Source organism: Paenibacillus sp. CR_12 (assembly GCF_041953985.1).
In the GTDB taxonomy this organism is placed as follows: Bacteria; Bacillota; Bacilli; order Paenibacillales; family Paenibacillaceae; genus Paenibacillus_AQ; species Paenibacillus_AQ lautus_A.
Window position 1 is genome coordinate 528,219 of sequence record NZ_JAVFHO010000004.1, and the last position, 14,285, is coordinate 542,503.

A 14,285-nucleotide genomic window follows, 5' to 3' on the forward strand; every position below is an offset into this window, starting at 1 on the left:
CTAATACAGGGCACACTGAAAGGGTACGTTAAGTACCTTTTCGGGAGGTCTTTAGCATGAACGGATTTGAGAAGGAAAAACGAGCGGAGTCCACGGATTTGTCTACCGTTGAGTCCCAACGGAACGATCTGGTGGCAGAGGAATTTCCCGAGGGACCCTACGGTTCCGATCTTCGCAGCGATTCCCTCGGCAAGAGCACGCCTTGGCGCAAGGATCAGCGGCCTCCGAATCGGTTCGATTATGAGGATCGCCGGCTGCATATGGGCATCGAGCGGGAGTATCCCGGCGAAGACGAGAGCATGCAAGCAGATCCGGGACAAGAGAAACCTGAGTAGGAGTTTATAACCAACCGTCGTTATTTGGACAAGACGGTTGGTTTTTGTCGTAACAGGGCTTGTATTCACCCGACACCGAATGCATAACGGCCTATAAAAATACATAAAATGGCATGTAAAAAACGCGCATCTAACACACGATCCCAGAGGAAGAAACACCGTTGGCTGCAGTGTTAAAAGACATGAGGGAGCGGGGGAGTATACCATGCCCATTAAGGAAGAGAAGGAATTCGTGATTTATGTCGTTTCGTTATCCAACGTCAAGCGCTACATGTCCATCGAATTTATCGGCGGTTCTTGCGGTTACATCATCGCTCAAAGAGCGCTTCAATCCGATCTGCTCGGCATGATCGGCAGCATCATCGCCCCGATGGCGATCCGCCGCGTGCTGCAATGGCAGCAGCTCAAATCCGGGCGTCATGCGCGCCTGGATCTGCGCTCACTCTTCGAGCCGAGCGCGCCGAACCCTGCATAACACCGTGCATCATGATGGTTTTGACTGAGCACGCCTAGTTTCCGAAACCTCTTGCCGAGCATCGTTTTTTCTAACCCGAAACAACTAAGATAAAGCCACTTCCATCATATGGAAGTGGCTTTATCTTTCTTTATATTGACAATCCTCTTCGATCCTTTTGATGTGAGAACAGCCGCTTCTTATCGTTTCTGCTTATAAAACTCATGATACAGCTTCATCAGCGCCCGCTTCTCAATGCGCGACACGTAGCTGCGCGAAATTCCCAGTTCCTTGGCGATTTCCCGCTGCGTCCGTTCTTCTCCCCCGGCTTCCAATCCAAACCGTCCTATGACAACTTCCTTCTCCCGGTCGTCCAATATGTCCAGATTTCGATAAATTTTGCTCTTTTCGATTTTCAGCTGCACTGCATCCACAATGTCATCCGCTTCCGTCCCGAGGATATCGATAAGAGTAATCTCATTCCCCTCTTTGTCCGTTCCGATCGGATCATGCAGGGATACGTCCTTGCGCGTTTTCTTAAGCGAACGCAAGTGCATCAATATTTCGTTTTCTATACAACGGGCAGCAAACGTCGCCAGCTTCGTCCCCTTGTTGGGCCGAAAGCTTTCAATGGCTTTGATCAGACCGATGGTGCCGATGGATATGAGATCTTCCAGATCCTCGCCGGTGTTATCGAACTTTTTGACGATGTGCGCGACCAGCCGAAGATTATGCTCAATCAGTTTATTCCGCGACTGAGGATCGCCTTCGGCCATTCGCTGCAGATGTTTAGCTTCCTCCTCCTCGGTCAGAGGCTGGGGAAACGCGTTGTTTTTCACATACGAAACGAGCAGGGTCAACTCTTTAATGAACAAAGCAATTGCGGTAAACAATCCAGGCACTTTAGGACACCTCCTGCGAAGTTACAATGCAACCGGCCCTTATCGCGCTCGGTTTCTCGGTCTTCTCATTGTATGTAGGCAGCGGCCCAGAAGTGCCTGTACGGGGGAAACTGATGCGCAAAATCGTTAAATGCGCTATCGCTTTCCCGTAAATTCCAAACGCCATTCGCTCTCTTGGGCCAATGGAGTTTCTGCGGATCTAATGGATCCTGCTGCCAAACATAAACGATCCGAAACATCGAAAATCCAGAGGTACGCCCCATATCAATATAACATGATATAAGTTAAATAATCAGCAGAATCCACATCTTGAAAACAAAGAGATATCACTTCAAACCAAAGTAAACGATCCAAATAACCACCATTAACTCGCGCAGAACAACAAAATAATATAACAGCATAAAATTTATTAAATATAATATATTGACATTAAATTGGTATGTAATTATATTGAATGTAAGCGTTTTATATATGGGCATGACAGCAACGATCGACACCCGGAACTATGGAAGGGAGAAGAGCTAACATGTTTACGTTGGACTATTTTGCTGTTTTGCACGATTTGCACCGCACGATATCCGAAGGCACCCCGGATGATCCGAAACTTGGGCATATGTTCAGGAGCATGCTGGACAACACGCTGGGATCGACCATCCGAAGACAGCCAGACGGCACCACCTTTGTCATTACCGGCGATATTCCGGCCATGTGGCTGAGGGATTCGGCGGCGCAAATCCGGCCGTTCCTCGTTCCGGCAGGCCAAGACCCCAGACTGGCCGATCTGATCGAAGGGCTCGTACGGAGGCAGTCGGCATTCATCCTGCTGGATCCTTACGCCAACGCGTTTAACGATTCGCCTTCCGGTCAAGGCCATCAGAACGATCGCACCGCCATGAACCCCTGGCTTTGGGAGCGCAAATATGAGGTCGATTCATTGTGTTACCCCCTCCAACTTGCTTACCTGTTGTGGAAAGAAACCGGCAGAACCTCTCACCTCGATCACACATTCCATTCAGCTGCCAAGGCGATTCTGGCCCTTTGGCGAACCGAACAGCATCATGAATCGAAATCGCCGTATTATTTCGAACGCTTTGATTGTCCTCCAAGCGACACGCTGCCCCGCGGCGGCAAAGGCACGGAAGTGGCTTATACGGGAATGACCTGGTCCGGCTTCCGTCCGAGCGACGACGCCTGCGCCTATGGATACCTGATTCCGTCGAATATGTTCGCCGTCGTCGTGCTCGGTTATCTGGCGGAAATTTGCCGAGACGTCCTTCGCGATCCCCAGATGGCGGCGGAAGCGGCGAAACTGGCGGATGAAATCCGGCATGGCATCGAAATGTACGGCGTACTCGACCATCCCGAATACGGCAGAATTTACGCTTATGAGACGGACGGAATGGGAAACCACCTGCTTATGGATGACGCCAACGTCCCCAGCCTGCTGTCCATCCCCTATTTGGGTTATGCAAGCGCCGATGACCCGGTCTATCAAAATACCCGCCGGTTCGTGCTGAGCCAGGCCAATCCGTATTATTACCAAGGCACTGCCGCCTCCGGCATCGGGAGCCCCCATACGCCGACTCGTTATATATGGCCGATCGGGCTGGCCATTCAGGGCTTGACGACCACCGATCAAGAGGAGAAGCTTCGGCTGCTTCGGTTAATGGCGGATACCGATGCTGGCACCGGCATGATGCATGAGGGATTTCTGGTCGACGACCCTGCCCGTTATACCCGCCCATGGTTTTCTTGGGCAAATATGATGTTCTGCGAGCTGATCATGGACTATAACGGCATTCGGGTCAAAGCGAATGAACGCCTAGGAGGTCATCGGGATCATCATGGGAACCAATAGAAAGCTACGCGGCTGGGTCATCGGCTATCTGTTCATTTTGCCGTCCATTATCGGCTTTAGTGTTTTTGTCGGATATCCCCTGCTTTCGTCCATGTATTATGCCTTGACGGAATGGAGCGGGTACGACACCCCCCGTTTTATCGGCTTCGAGAACTTTAGATACCTGTTCACGGAGGATCCGGCTTTCTGGCCATCGATCCGCGCGACGTTTTATTTCGTGATCCTGAGTGTTCCGTTATCGCTGATCCTAGGTTTGTTGTTGGCGATGATGCTGAACAAAAACCTGACCGGCATCAAATGGTTCCGTACCATCTTTTATCTTCCGGTGGTCGTTCCCTCCATCGCTACGCTCACGTTGTGGCAGTTCATATATGAGCCGCAATACGGGCTGGCGAATTCGCTGCTCAGGGAGTTCGGGCTGCCGCCGGGCACATGGCTGACGAGCGAAACGACAGCGCTTCCATCCATCGTGTTGATCGGTTTATGGCAGGTCGGTTCCAGCGTCATCATCTTTCTGAGCGGGCTGCAGTCGGTTCCGCAGGACATGTATGAAGCCGCCGAAGTCGACGGCGCCTCCAGATGGCGAATGTCGATCAACATTACGCTTCCGATGATCACGCCCATCCTGTTTCTGCAGCTTATACTCGGCATCATCGGCGCATTCCAGGCGTTTAACCAGGTTCAGGTGCTGACCGGAGGCGGGCCGAATTTTTCCACTTCCCTGCTGAATTACAAGATCTATACCGATGCCTTCAACGGAAGAATGTTTGGATATGCCATCGCGGAGGTATGGGTTCTGTTCGTTATCATCATGATTTTTACCGTTATTTCATACCGGTACTCCAACCGGTTCGTTTATTACGAAAGCGACAAATAAGGGGGTAAGAAGCGATGCAAGCGGAAGTACGGCCGGAACTAAGAGGAAATCTGAATCCAGCGGACATTCGCGTGAAGCGGAGAGCAAGGTTCAATTGGATTGACGCCTTTCGATTTATGGTCTTGGCCATCGGCGCCATAGCGATGCTGTTCCCTCTCTTCTGGATGGTCACCATTGCGCTGAAGAGCAACAATGACGTGTTCAAAATTCCGCCCGAATGGTTTCCGCGGGAATTTCATTGGTCCAATTTCGTGACCGGAACGAAGGAAATCAACTTTTGGCAAACATTCGGAAACTCCCTGTTCATTGCCATCACCTGCACGATCGGGCAGATTATCAGCTCGGTGCTGGTCGGGTACGGGCTCGCACGGCTGAAGTTCCCGGGGCGGAAGCTGTGGTTCTCGCTATTTATAGGAAGCCTCATGCTTCCCGGATTCGTAGGCATGATTCCCATGTTTAATCTGTACACCAGCATCGGATGGTACGATTCGTGGCTGCCCATCATCGTGCCCGCTTTTTTTGGAAACGCCACGTTCTCGTTCCTGTTCGTCCAGTATTTAAGAACGATATCCGTTTCGTTTGACGAGGCGGCCAAAATCGACGGGGCTTCGGACCTGTATGTGCTGCTTAAGGTATTGGTGCCCATGTCGATGCCGGTGATCATGACCATGGTGATCTTTGCGTTCCAAGGCGCATGGAATCAATATTTGGAACCCCTGCTCTATATTATCGACCCGAGCAAATGGACGCTGTCTCTGGCAATGGCTACCTATACGGGCACCTATGCGACAGCCTGGAATTTGTTCATGGCCGCGGATCTGATTTATATCCTGCCGATGCTGCTGCTCTTTTTCTTTGGCCAGAAATTTTTTATGCAGGGGCTCGGCTCCATGAATTCCGCAGGCTTGAAGTAAGTCGTCCTCACGGATGGGAGGTGATGCAGACCGGGTTGGCTGAAGCGAAAACAAGGTGATGTTCAGTTCATTAAATTTACCTTTGGGGAGGTCTTTCAATGAGACAGGGTGCAAAAGGGTGGGCCAGCGCTATCATCGCTTTATTGTTCTTCTCAAGTCTGCTGGCCGCTTGCGGCGGGAACGGCGGCGGAGGCTCCGGTTCGGCGGACTCCGGGAACGCGCCGTCCGGACAAGATAACGCGGGATCCGGCAAACCCGTCGAAGTCACGATGATTACTTGGGAGTCGGCGGCCATGAACGAAAAAATCATGGCATCCATGAAAAAATTCGAAGAGGAAAACCCCGACATCAAAGTAAAACTCATCCCTACACCATTGGATAATTACGGCGTCAAGATCAACGGGATGATCACGGCCAAGAAAGCGCCGGACATCTTCATGACCGGCAACGACATGCTGCTCGATAATGCCGGCAAGGGACTACTCTACGACTGGACGGAGCTTGCCACCCAGGACAAAGCGTTCATGGAGGGCTTTTACGAAGGCGTGGTGGACAGCTGGTACTATGATGGCAAGCTCGTTGGCTTACCGGGTCTCTTGAACACGTACGGCATTTTTTACAATAAAAAGTCCTTCCAGGAGGCAGGCCTTCCGGAACCGAAAATCGGCTGGACCTATGACGAATTCTTTGCGGCGATGGAGAAGCTTTCGAGCAATCAAGGCGGCGTGCAGCAATTCGGTTATTATGCCCCCCTTGATCCCTTCCACGTCTCACTCTATTCGGTTTCCGCGGGCGGTGCTCCCTTCGCCGACGCCATCATCAACCCGACGAAGGTGGAAATCAGCGACCAATTCCGGGAAGGCGTCGAAAAGTACAAGTCCGCGATTGCAAACGGCTACATGAATCCCCCTACCTTTGATTTAACGAATGCCATGAGCTCGTTCAAACAAGGCAAAGTTCCGATGACCCTGCAAGGACAGTGGGTAGCGGACGATCTGATCCGCACGGCTCCCAAGGAATTGGAATGGGGCTACGCGCCGATGCCGGTGGTGAACAGCCAGACCGAGATTTACGACGCCGTAGGCTGGTCCAGCCCGGCAACGCTCAAAAATCCCGAGGCGGTATGGAAAGTGCTCAAGTACCTGGATTCCAAAATGTATGAAGAGGTCCTCCCATCGACCCCGGTCGCTCCTGCAGCCTACCAGGCTTCTTCCGCAGCTTATTACGATGCGCTGAAAGCGGCGGGCCATCCCGAAGTAGGCGAAGGCCTCGATCATATTCTGAAATCCCCGAATACGCAGCCGGTTCGTTTCCTGTCGACGTGGGCGGGCAAAGCGTACCCGTTCATCGAAGCATCATGGAAAAACATACTGATGGGCAAAGCCCCGATCACCGAACTGGATGTGATGGCTGAAAAACTCAATAACGTGATCACTACCGGCAAATAACCGGAAGCATCAAGCGCTCATGAAGCCGATCGCGAATCTGCCCGGATCGGCTTCCAATTGAAAATGAAGGAGGAATATTCATGTCACGAAGATCAGGCAAATGGTTCAGGTTTTTGACGGTGCCTTTGACCCTCGCATTCTTGCTTGGATCCATGCCGGGGATCGGCTCTTCCAAAGCCTATGCCTATACCGCATCGGATGGGGATGCGGCGATGAAAGCTTATAACGAAACATTCTGGGACCCGAACGCCAAGATGTTCTGGAAGGACACCAAACGCGACAAGCATCAGGACTTCTGGGTAGAGGCCGAGCTGTGGGAATTGGTCATGGATGCGTATCAGCACACCTCCGATCCTGCTTTCAAGGCTGAGCTCAGAACACAGATCGACGATGTTTATGACGGTACCGTAGCCAAGTACGGCGAAGATTGGACGAATAATCCGTTCAATGACGACATCATGTGGTGGGCGATGGGCAGCGCCAGAGCCTATCAAATCACCGGGAACCCAAGATACTTGGAGGCGGCGAGGCATCATTTCGATTTCGTGTACGACACGCAGTGGGACGAAGAATTCGCGAGCGGCGGCATTTGGTGGCTGAACAGCGACCATAACACCAAGAACGCGTGCATCAATTTCCCGGCCGCACAAGCGGCATTGTATCTTTACGATATTACGAAGGATGAGCATTATCTAAACGCGGCAACCCAAATATTCAGATGGGGCAAAACGATGCTGACGGACGGAAACGGAAAAGTATTCGACCGGATCGAGCTCGAACGCGGCGCGGTTCCGGACGCCACTCACTACAACCAGGGTACATACATCGGAGCGGCCGTCGGATTGTATAAAGCGACCGGGAATGCGGTTTACCTCGACGACGCGGTCAAAGCCGCGAAGTTTACCAAGAGCCGTCTGGTGGATGCAAACGGCGTGTTGAACTATGAAGGTCCCAACGGGGATCTGAAGGGCGGCAAAACGATCCTGATGCGCAATTTGGCCCACCTGCAAAAAACATTGGATGAGACCGGGCAGCACCCGGAGTTCAGCGCCGAATTCGACGAATGGCTTGCCTTCAATACCGAAATGGCCTGGAGCCACCGCAATCCGAATCAGATCGTGGATGGAAACTGGGCAGGACAGCTGCTGTCCGGAACCTATGAGTCCTGGTCCTCGGCTGCTGCCGTTCAAGCTCTGAACGTCATCAAGCCGATGGAAGCCGACCTTCATTATGGCGTTAAGAATCCCTTCGATAAAATCGAGGCGGAACGCTATAATATCGGTTCCGGATTCGTGCTCGAGGGTGCGTTTGAAGGTTCGCTCCAACTGGGCGGAATTCAGCACGGCTCTTATGCCGCATATAAAAATGTGGATTTCGGATCAGAAGGGGCGATCGGCTTCATCGCAAGGGCGTCCAGCGGAACGGGCGGAGGCCATATCGAAATCCGGCTCGACTCCAAAGACGGCCCTAAGGTCGGGACCTTGAACGTTGAGGGAACGGGCGGCTGGAATAATTATATCGATGCCGTCACCCTCCTTAAGGACGACCAGGGATCGCCAAGCTCCATTACCGGCGTCCATGATGTGTACCTTGTCTTCACCAAAACGAATGACGATTATTTGTTCAATTTGAACTGGATTAAATTCACGACGACCGATCCCACCGAAACCGATGCCTATGCCAAGCTTAAAGCGGGAAATTACGACAGCAGCGAAGGTCTCAGCAAACATGCCGAGCTTGGGTACTTAGACGGTATTCATCACAATGCTTATGCGGCTTATGAAGGAATCGACTTTGGATCGGGCGCGGCAGGCGTGACCGTCCATGTGGCGAGCGGCAATCAGGGCGGCACGATCGAAGTCAGGTTGGACGGCCTGGATGGACCTACCGCAGGCGTAATCCCAATTCCGGCGCTTGGAAGCTGGGATCGTTGGGTCGATATTATGGCGAATATCGATGACACCCTGGCCGTAGGGGTGCACGATGTTTACCTGGTTTTCAAGGGAGCGAACGGCAGCGATTATCCCCTTAATCTGGAGTGGTTCACCTTTACCACCATGAAAGGAAAAGCCAGGGATGCTTACGGCAAGCTGGAGGCCGAAAACTATACGAACGGAGTAGGCTTCGGCAATGAAACCGGGGGCGGGGAAACCTACCTGGCCGGCATGTTCGGACCGAATAATCCTTATGCCATGTACAATTACATCGATTTCGGCAGCGAAAGCCCAACCCAGTTCCATGTCAATGCGGCCAGCGACACTAGCGGCGGGACAATTGAAGTCCGATTGGATAGCCTTAACGGGCCTGTTATTGCTACCGGAACCGTCTCTGGAACCGGGGGCTGGCAAAATTTCAAGGTTTTCTCAGCGGACGTAACGACTCCCGTAACGGGAAAACACATTGTATTCATGTCTTTTAAAGGCGGAGACTGGTTATACAACTTCGATAAATTCACCTTTGGCGATCCGGCCGTATTCACGGAGCCTGCCCCTCCTACCATACCCGAAGAAGACGACGTTGCTCCGGGCGAAGTAGAGAACGTGCAGGTGAAGCGCGGAGAGGGCAGTATGACGCTGTATTGGGACGGTCCTTACGATATCGATGCTCAAAAAGTGCAAATTACGCTGCGGAGCGATGGGCAGCAGGTCGGAGACGTCATCGAGGTCAATCGCGGAATTCAAACAGCGGTGATACAAGGAATCGAAGCGGGCAAGGATTATTCGCTTTTCATCCGGTCCAAGGATCTATCCGGCAATGTTTCGCAGGGGATCACCCTCGAGGTAACCGACTCGCCTGCCTTCTCTCTGACTGTGAATGGCAAGAGCTTGCAAAACGGCGATTCCATGGAGGATTTTACGCCCCTCCGTTTTAATATCCTGGACTCTTCCATTCGTTTTGCCGAAATCACCATCGACGGAAAGGCTTACACCCTCGATCCGATGACCATGGATCCTATCGACATTGATTTGGCCGGCAACTTGGGCGATAAAACCGCCACGATTACGACCGAGGACCGCTCAGGAAACAAGCTTCGGAAAAACCTCCGGTTCCGGGTCATCACCAGCGTGAATTCCATGAAACAATTAGTCGAGCGATTCACGGATTCAGGCGATGTACGCGGTGCACTCATTCCCCAGCTGAGCAATGCCCTTAACCAGGTCCAGCATCATCTGGATAAGGGAAGACGCGATCAGGCCGTGAAACATATGCAGAATTTCACCAAGCACCTGAATAAAGAGGCTATGGGACGCAATATCAACGATCAAGCCAAAGCAGTATTGAATACGGATGCCAACTTTCTGATCCATGATTGGCAGGATGACTTGGAGTAAACCGGAGGCGCTTTAGCCCCCCCCTGGATGACATGTAAAAAAGATGACTCCCGGTCACTCGGGAGTCATCTTTTTCGGCTTTTATCTCCTGTGCGTGCGCCACTCTTCCAAGTTCAGACCTTAATCAATGCGAGATCGGGCTCTATTTCAGTGCTGATCAGCGGCCAGCAGGGAAAATCTTCAATTCTCCGGGCTGCTTAACCGTTCGAACAACCAATCGTACGAATGACGGCCACTAATTTCGTGCGCTCCAGGAAACAGGTCGGCTTGAAGCCTATCCTCCGCGCCGGCACGCCGATAGGTTTCCCTGAGCTGTTCAACCGCCGAGTTAAAACCCGCAGCCGGAAATATCCGATCATCGGCTCCCGACTCCAGATACAAGGATCTCGGAGCGATCAGCCCTATCCATTCCGGCAGCTCGGCATGGTTCAGGATACCCGGAATGTAATTGCATATACAGTGCTGCATCGCCATAATGCTGTCCTTGAAGGTGTTGGGATAACCGGCAAGCACCGCAGCCCGGATCCGTTCATCCAGCGCCGCGCACAGGAACGAGATCAGGCCGCCTCCCGAAAAACCCATGATGCCGATTCCGCCAGGCTGGACTTCGGGGCGCTCGGCCAGATAGTCCACTGCCCTTAGCGTCTCGGCTACGCGGAGACCGGCGAGCGTCTTGCCATGCATCAGCAGCTGGGCGGCCAGCCGGTGGCAGGAGTTCGCGGCTTCCGGGTTCCGTGCAAGATCGGCGGCTAGGCGACGCTCTCCGAAACCGGCCACATCCGGAGCGATCACCACCATGCCCCGCCGCACCAACTGAACCGCGAAATGCCGATGAATGCCTGGCGGATCCGAGTCGTTGGATCCGTCCTGCCTCAGCCCTACGATCTCCCGGCTTCCATAGCCATGGCCATGAACGGCGACGGCTGCGGGCATCGGCTTCCGCTGATCTTCCGGGATTAGGATATACGCGGCAAAGGATACGCCCGGTACGGCTGATAATTCTATCCTTTCGCGAATATAACCGTCGCATGATACCTGTTCGAGCAGGACAGGCTTGTGATTTTCGTTGGTTTCGAACTCGCCGATCAATCGCCGAAGCGCTTGCTTCAAATACCGATTGCGCTCTTCGGCGCTCATGGCAGCCTGACTGTCTTTCGTTTTTTTCTCAGCCTCGTTATACATGGATTCCAGAAAAGCATCTGCACGCCACATCCGAAAACTCACCCCCTTCGATAAAGTCACTATTGTAGACCAGGTGCTCCCTTGGATCATCGCATATCCCTGCACCTAAACCTCAGGCCATCAAGGCCCCATATTCACCAGGACGGCTTCGGGCCCGGTCGGACTCCGGCTCCCCCCTTTGGGTTCCATGCTGACCACGATCCGCTTCGCGTTCTCCGCGCCGAACCCGTAATAATAACTCTTTCCCTGCGGACCCTGAACCAGCATAAAGCCGGCGCTCGACAGCCGCTCCTCATCCTGCAGCCATACCTGATAGTCTTTTTCCTGCAAGGAATGCAGGCCGTTCACAACGATCAGCATTTCTCCAGAGCCGCGTTTGAGCCATACCGATCCGCTGCCGTAAAACGGCTCTACGGGCTGTATGACGTACCGCTCGGTATCGTCGCTCTGCATATCGGCAATCCGCTGGCTCACGGTATGTTCGAAGGCCGCCTGGGTCTGGACGTCGTTCCCTTTCAAGGTGAATAAACCGGCTATCAACAGGATGAGCAGCGCTCCGGATATCGCCTGCAAGGCAGCATGCTTCCTGATTCGGACCTTGCTTCGGAAGGACCGGATATAAGCCGCTCGCATGAGCCTGTGGCGCAGCCGATCGGGAGGCATGGGTCCATCATTCGGAGCTTGATCCTGCACGGCCCCCCGTATGGCCGGCTCCGTACCTGCCGGCTGAGTCGATCCGAGCTGTTCGCCGTCCATCTCACGGCTTCGAAACAGCTCCTGCCCGAAGACATCGGATTCATGGAATGGCATTGAGAGATTTTCTGCTCCCATAAGGCCGGCCCATTCCGCCGCCGTGCCGGAGCACGCCTCGCATTCCTTGAGATGGAGCTCCAGATTCCTGCTCTCCGCGTACGGCAAACGCTTCATGACGTAATCGACAAGCTTCTCCTCGGGATAGGCCGTGCAGCCGATGTCACCTTGGACAAGGTGTTCAAGGTTATGCTTTGAAAGTTTCATGCTGTGCGCTTCCCCCTTCCTTCCCGTTCATCGCATCCAGCCGCCGCCTGACATTGAGGATGCCGTACCGGATTAAGGATTTGACGGTGCCGACCGGCCGGTTTAACAATTCCGCCATTTCCCGGTGGGACCGCTGCTCGACGTAGCTTCCGTAAACCGCCATCCGCTGAAGGGGCGGAATGCCTTGCAGCGCCTCCTTTACCTGCTCCAGCTCCACCCGTCGCAAGGCGGCCAGCTCAACCGACTCCTGCTCTTCGCTCCATACCGTCTCCGGCAGCGCCTCCCCGTTCCATTCGGCCGCAGCGATGCGCTGCCGCTTGCGCAGGCGATCCATCGCCCTGCACCTTGTTCTCACCGCCAGCCAAGCCTCGACGCTTCCGCGGGCGGGATCGTACTGATCCGCCTTATGCAGCACCTCCATGAAGATATCCTGGCATACATCCTCCGCCTCGGCCGGGTCCTTCGTCATCTGTAAAGCCAACCGGTACACTAGACGGGCATAGGCATCATAGAAGCGTCTGAATGCTGCGGCGGAGCCCTCGGCAATCTCCTCCAACCATAACGCGGAATGATCGTTCATCCCCAACCTGTTCTCCTCTCCAATAATTAAGGATGGCTCGCCTGCATACGGCCATTTTCGATTCAATATTTTAGCAAACCGTCCTTGGCTTTTGAATAAACCGGGACGCTTTTCAGGTTCCTTTAATGAATTTTTTAGGTAATTTTAATCTTTCCGATAAATCCAATCCCGGTCGTTCCAACGTACTCTTTGTGACAAAAAAATTTAGGAGGGGTAGTGTCATGAAATCATGTAAACAACGAGCCAAGCAGCTGAGCCTGATGCTCTTGTTCATCCTGGGTGCTTGCTTGTACGGCGGGGGGAACACCGCGTTAGCGGCCGGAGAAATCACGTTATACACGCCATATACGTCGATTTCCGTTCCGCCTGGAGAAGTCATCAATTACCCGTTAGAGGTCAAAAACAATACGAATAGCGTCATTACGGTTCCGCTGCAAATCAACAGCCTCCCGAGCGGCTGGAGCACCAAGCTAAACGGTGGAGGCTGGCAGCTGAAGGAGGTATCGGTGAAGCCCGGCGAATCCGAATCGGTGACCCTGGAGGTAACCGTGCCGCTTAAGGTAGATAAAGGCTCCTACCGGTTTCAATTAACCGCGGGCTCGATGGCCAGTCTGCAGTTAACCGTGGATATCACGGAAAAAGGAACCTATCAAACCGAGCTCACAACCGATCAGGCCAATCTGGAGGGCCACGCCGATTCCACGTTCACCTTCACGGTGAATCTGCAAAACCGAACGGCCAATAAGCAAAACTATGCCCTGAGCGCCGATGCCCAGGCGGGTTGGGACGTTACGTTCACGTCAGGCGGCAAGCAGGTATCCTCCGTCGAAATCGAAGCAGGCGCAAGCCAATCCATTACCGTCGATGTCAAGCCGCCTGCGGAGGTGACGGAAGGCTCCTTCTCCATTCCGATCCGCGCCTCCAATTCATCGACGTCCTCCGAGCTTGCGCTGGAGGCCGTCATTACAGGGTCTTACGGGCTGGAGCTTACAACGCCAAGCGGCTTGCTCAGCACGAATGTCAATGCGGGCGGAAGCAAAACCATAGAGCTGCTGGTGAAGAATACGGGCACCGCACCACTCTCGGACATTAATCTCAGCGCCGATACGCCGGTGGATTGGGAGGTCAGCTTTAATCCGAAAACGATCGAGAATCTGCCTGCAGGCAAATCCACAACGGTAGAAGCCAAGCTGACTTCAAGCGACAAAGCCATCGCCGGCGATTATGTCACGAGCCTGAAAGCCGCTGCGGCCGAAGCAAGCTCCGACGCCCAATTCCGAGTAGCCGTCAAAGGTTCCATGCTATGGGGCTGGATCGGCGTGCTTGTCATATTAGCCATTCTGGGAGGCATCTATGTCCTCATTCGCAAATACGGAAGGAGATGAC

Annotated in this window: 12 protein-coding genes; 8 read left to right on the top strand and 4 right to left on the bottom strand. The window is 53.4% G+C overall.

Going from position 1 to position 14,285, the window contains the following annotated elements; genetic code table 11:
- The first annotated feature begins 56 nt into the window (after positions 1-56).
- Positions 57-335: a hypothetical protein gene (locus RB297_RS18095; protein WP_096773007.1), complete on the top strand. Its 279-nt coding sequence runs from the start codon at positions 57-59 to the stop codon at positions 333-335.
- A gap of 205 nt (positions 336-540) precedes the next feature.
- Complete coding sequence (locus tag RB297_RS18100) at positions 541-810, top strand: hypothetical protein (RefSeq protein ID WP_375121062.1); 270 nt, start codon at positions 541-543, stop codon at positions 808-810.
- Between the two features lie 179 nt (positions 811-989).
- Here the strand turns inward: RB297_RS18100 and sigK are convergent, their stop codons facing one another.
- Positions 990-1,691 carry an RNA polymerase sporulation sigma factor SigK gene (gene sigK / locus RB297_RS18105; protein WP_006208952.1) on the bottom strand — a complete coding sequence of 234 codons (702 nt, stop codon included), beginning with the start codon at positions 1,689-1,691 and terminating at the stop codon, positions 990-992.
- Positions 1,692-2,217: 526 nt separating this feature from the next.
- On the opposite strand from sigK, the gene RB297_RS18110 reads away from it, so the two are divergent.
- The 5 genes from RB297_RS18110 to RB297_RS18130 all read left to right on the top strand — a co-directional run bounded on the left by RB297_RS18110 (position 2,218) and on the right by RB297_RS18130 (position 10,120).
- A complete protein-coding gene (locus tag RB297_RS18110; RefSeq protein ID WP_375121063.1) occupies positions 2,218-3,549 on the top strand; it encodes a glycoside hydrolase family 125 protein in 1,332 nt (443 codons plus the stop codon).
- Positions 3,536-4,426: a carbohydrate ABC transporter permease gene (locus RB297_RS18115; RefSeq protein WP_096773004.1), complete on the top strand. Its 891-nt coding sequence runs from the start codon at positions 3,536-3,538 to the stop codon at positions 4,424-4,426. The genes RB297_RS18110 and RB297_RS18115 overlap by 14 nt, the downstream gene beginning before the upstream one ends.
- A 14-nt stretch (positions 4,427-4,440) precedes the next feature.
- Complete coding sequence (locus RB297_RS18120) at positions 4,441-5,340, top strand: carbohydrate ABC transporter permease (RefSeq protein ID WP_192569260.1); 900 nt, start codon at positions 4,441-4,443, stop codon at positions 5,338-5,340.
- Positions 5,341-5,438: 98 nt separating this feature from the next.
- A complete protein-coding gene (locus RB297_RS18125) occupies positions 5,439-6,788 on the top strand; it encodes an ABC transporter substrate-binding protein (protein ID WP_375121064.1) in 1,350 nt (449 codons plus the stop codon).
- Between the two features lie 80 nt (positions 6,789-6,868).
- Positions 6,869-10,120 carry a carbohydrate-binding protein gene (locus tag RB297_RS18130; protein ID WP_375121065.1) on the top strand — a complete coding sequence of 1,084 codons (3,252 nt, stop codon included), beginning with the start codon at positions 6,869-6,871 and terminating at the stop codon, positions 10,118-10,120.
- Between the two features lie 180 nt (positions 10,121-10,300).
- Here the strand turns inward: RB297_RS18130 and RB297_RS18135 are convergent, their stop codons facing one another.
- From RB297_RS18135 to RB297_RS18145, 3 genes are all read right to left on the bottom strand, one after another.
- Positions 10,301-11,332 (bottom strand): dienelactone hydrolase family protein, encoded by a 1,032-nt coding sequence (locus RB297_RS18135; RefSeq protein ID WP_096773000.1) that lies wholly within the window; start codon positions 11,330-11,332, stop codon positions 10,301-10,303.
- A 90-nt stretch (positions 11,333-11,422) separates the two neighbouring features.
- Positions 11,423-12,319: an anti-sigma factor gene (locus tag RB297_RS18140; protein WP_375121066.1), complete on the bottom strand. Its 897-nt coding sequence runs from the start codon at positions 12,317-12,319 to the stop codon at positions 11,423-11,425.
- Positions 12,300-12,899 (bottom strand): sigma-70 family RNA polymerase sigma factor, encoded by a 600-nt coding sequence (locus tag RB297_RS18145; RefSeq protein ID WP_015734135.1) that lies wholly within the window; start codon positions 12,897-12,899, stop codon positions 12,300-12,302. Before RB297_RS18145 ends, RB297_RS18140 begins: the two co-directional genes overlap by 20 nt.
- Positions 12,900-13,120: 221 nt before the next feature.
- Between RB297_RS18145 and RB297_RS18150 the strand changes: the two genes are divergently transcribed.
- A complete protein-coding gene (locus RB297_RS18150; RefSeq protein ID WP_375121067.1) occupies positions 13,121-14,284 on the top strand; it encodes an NEW3 domain-containing protein in 1,164 nt (387 codons plus the stop codon).
- Position 14,285 lies beyond the last annotated feature (1 nt).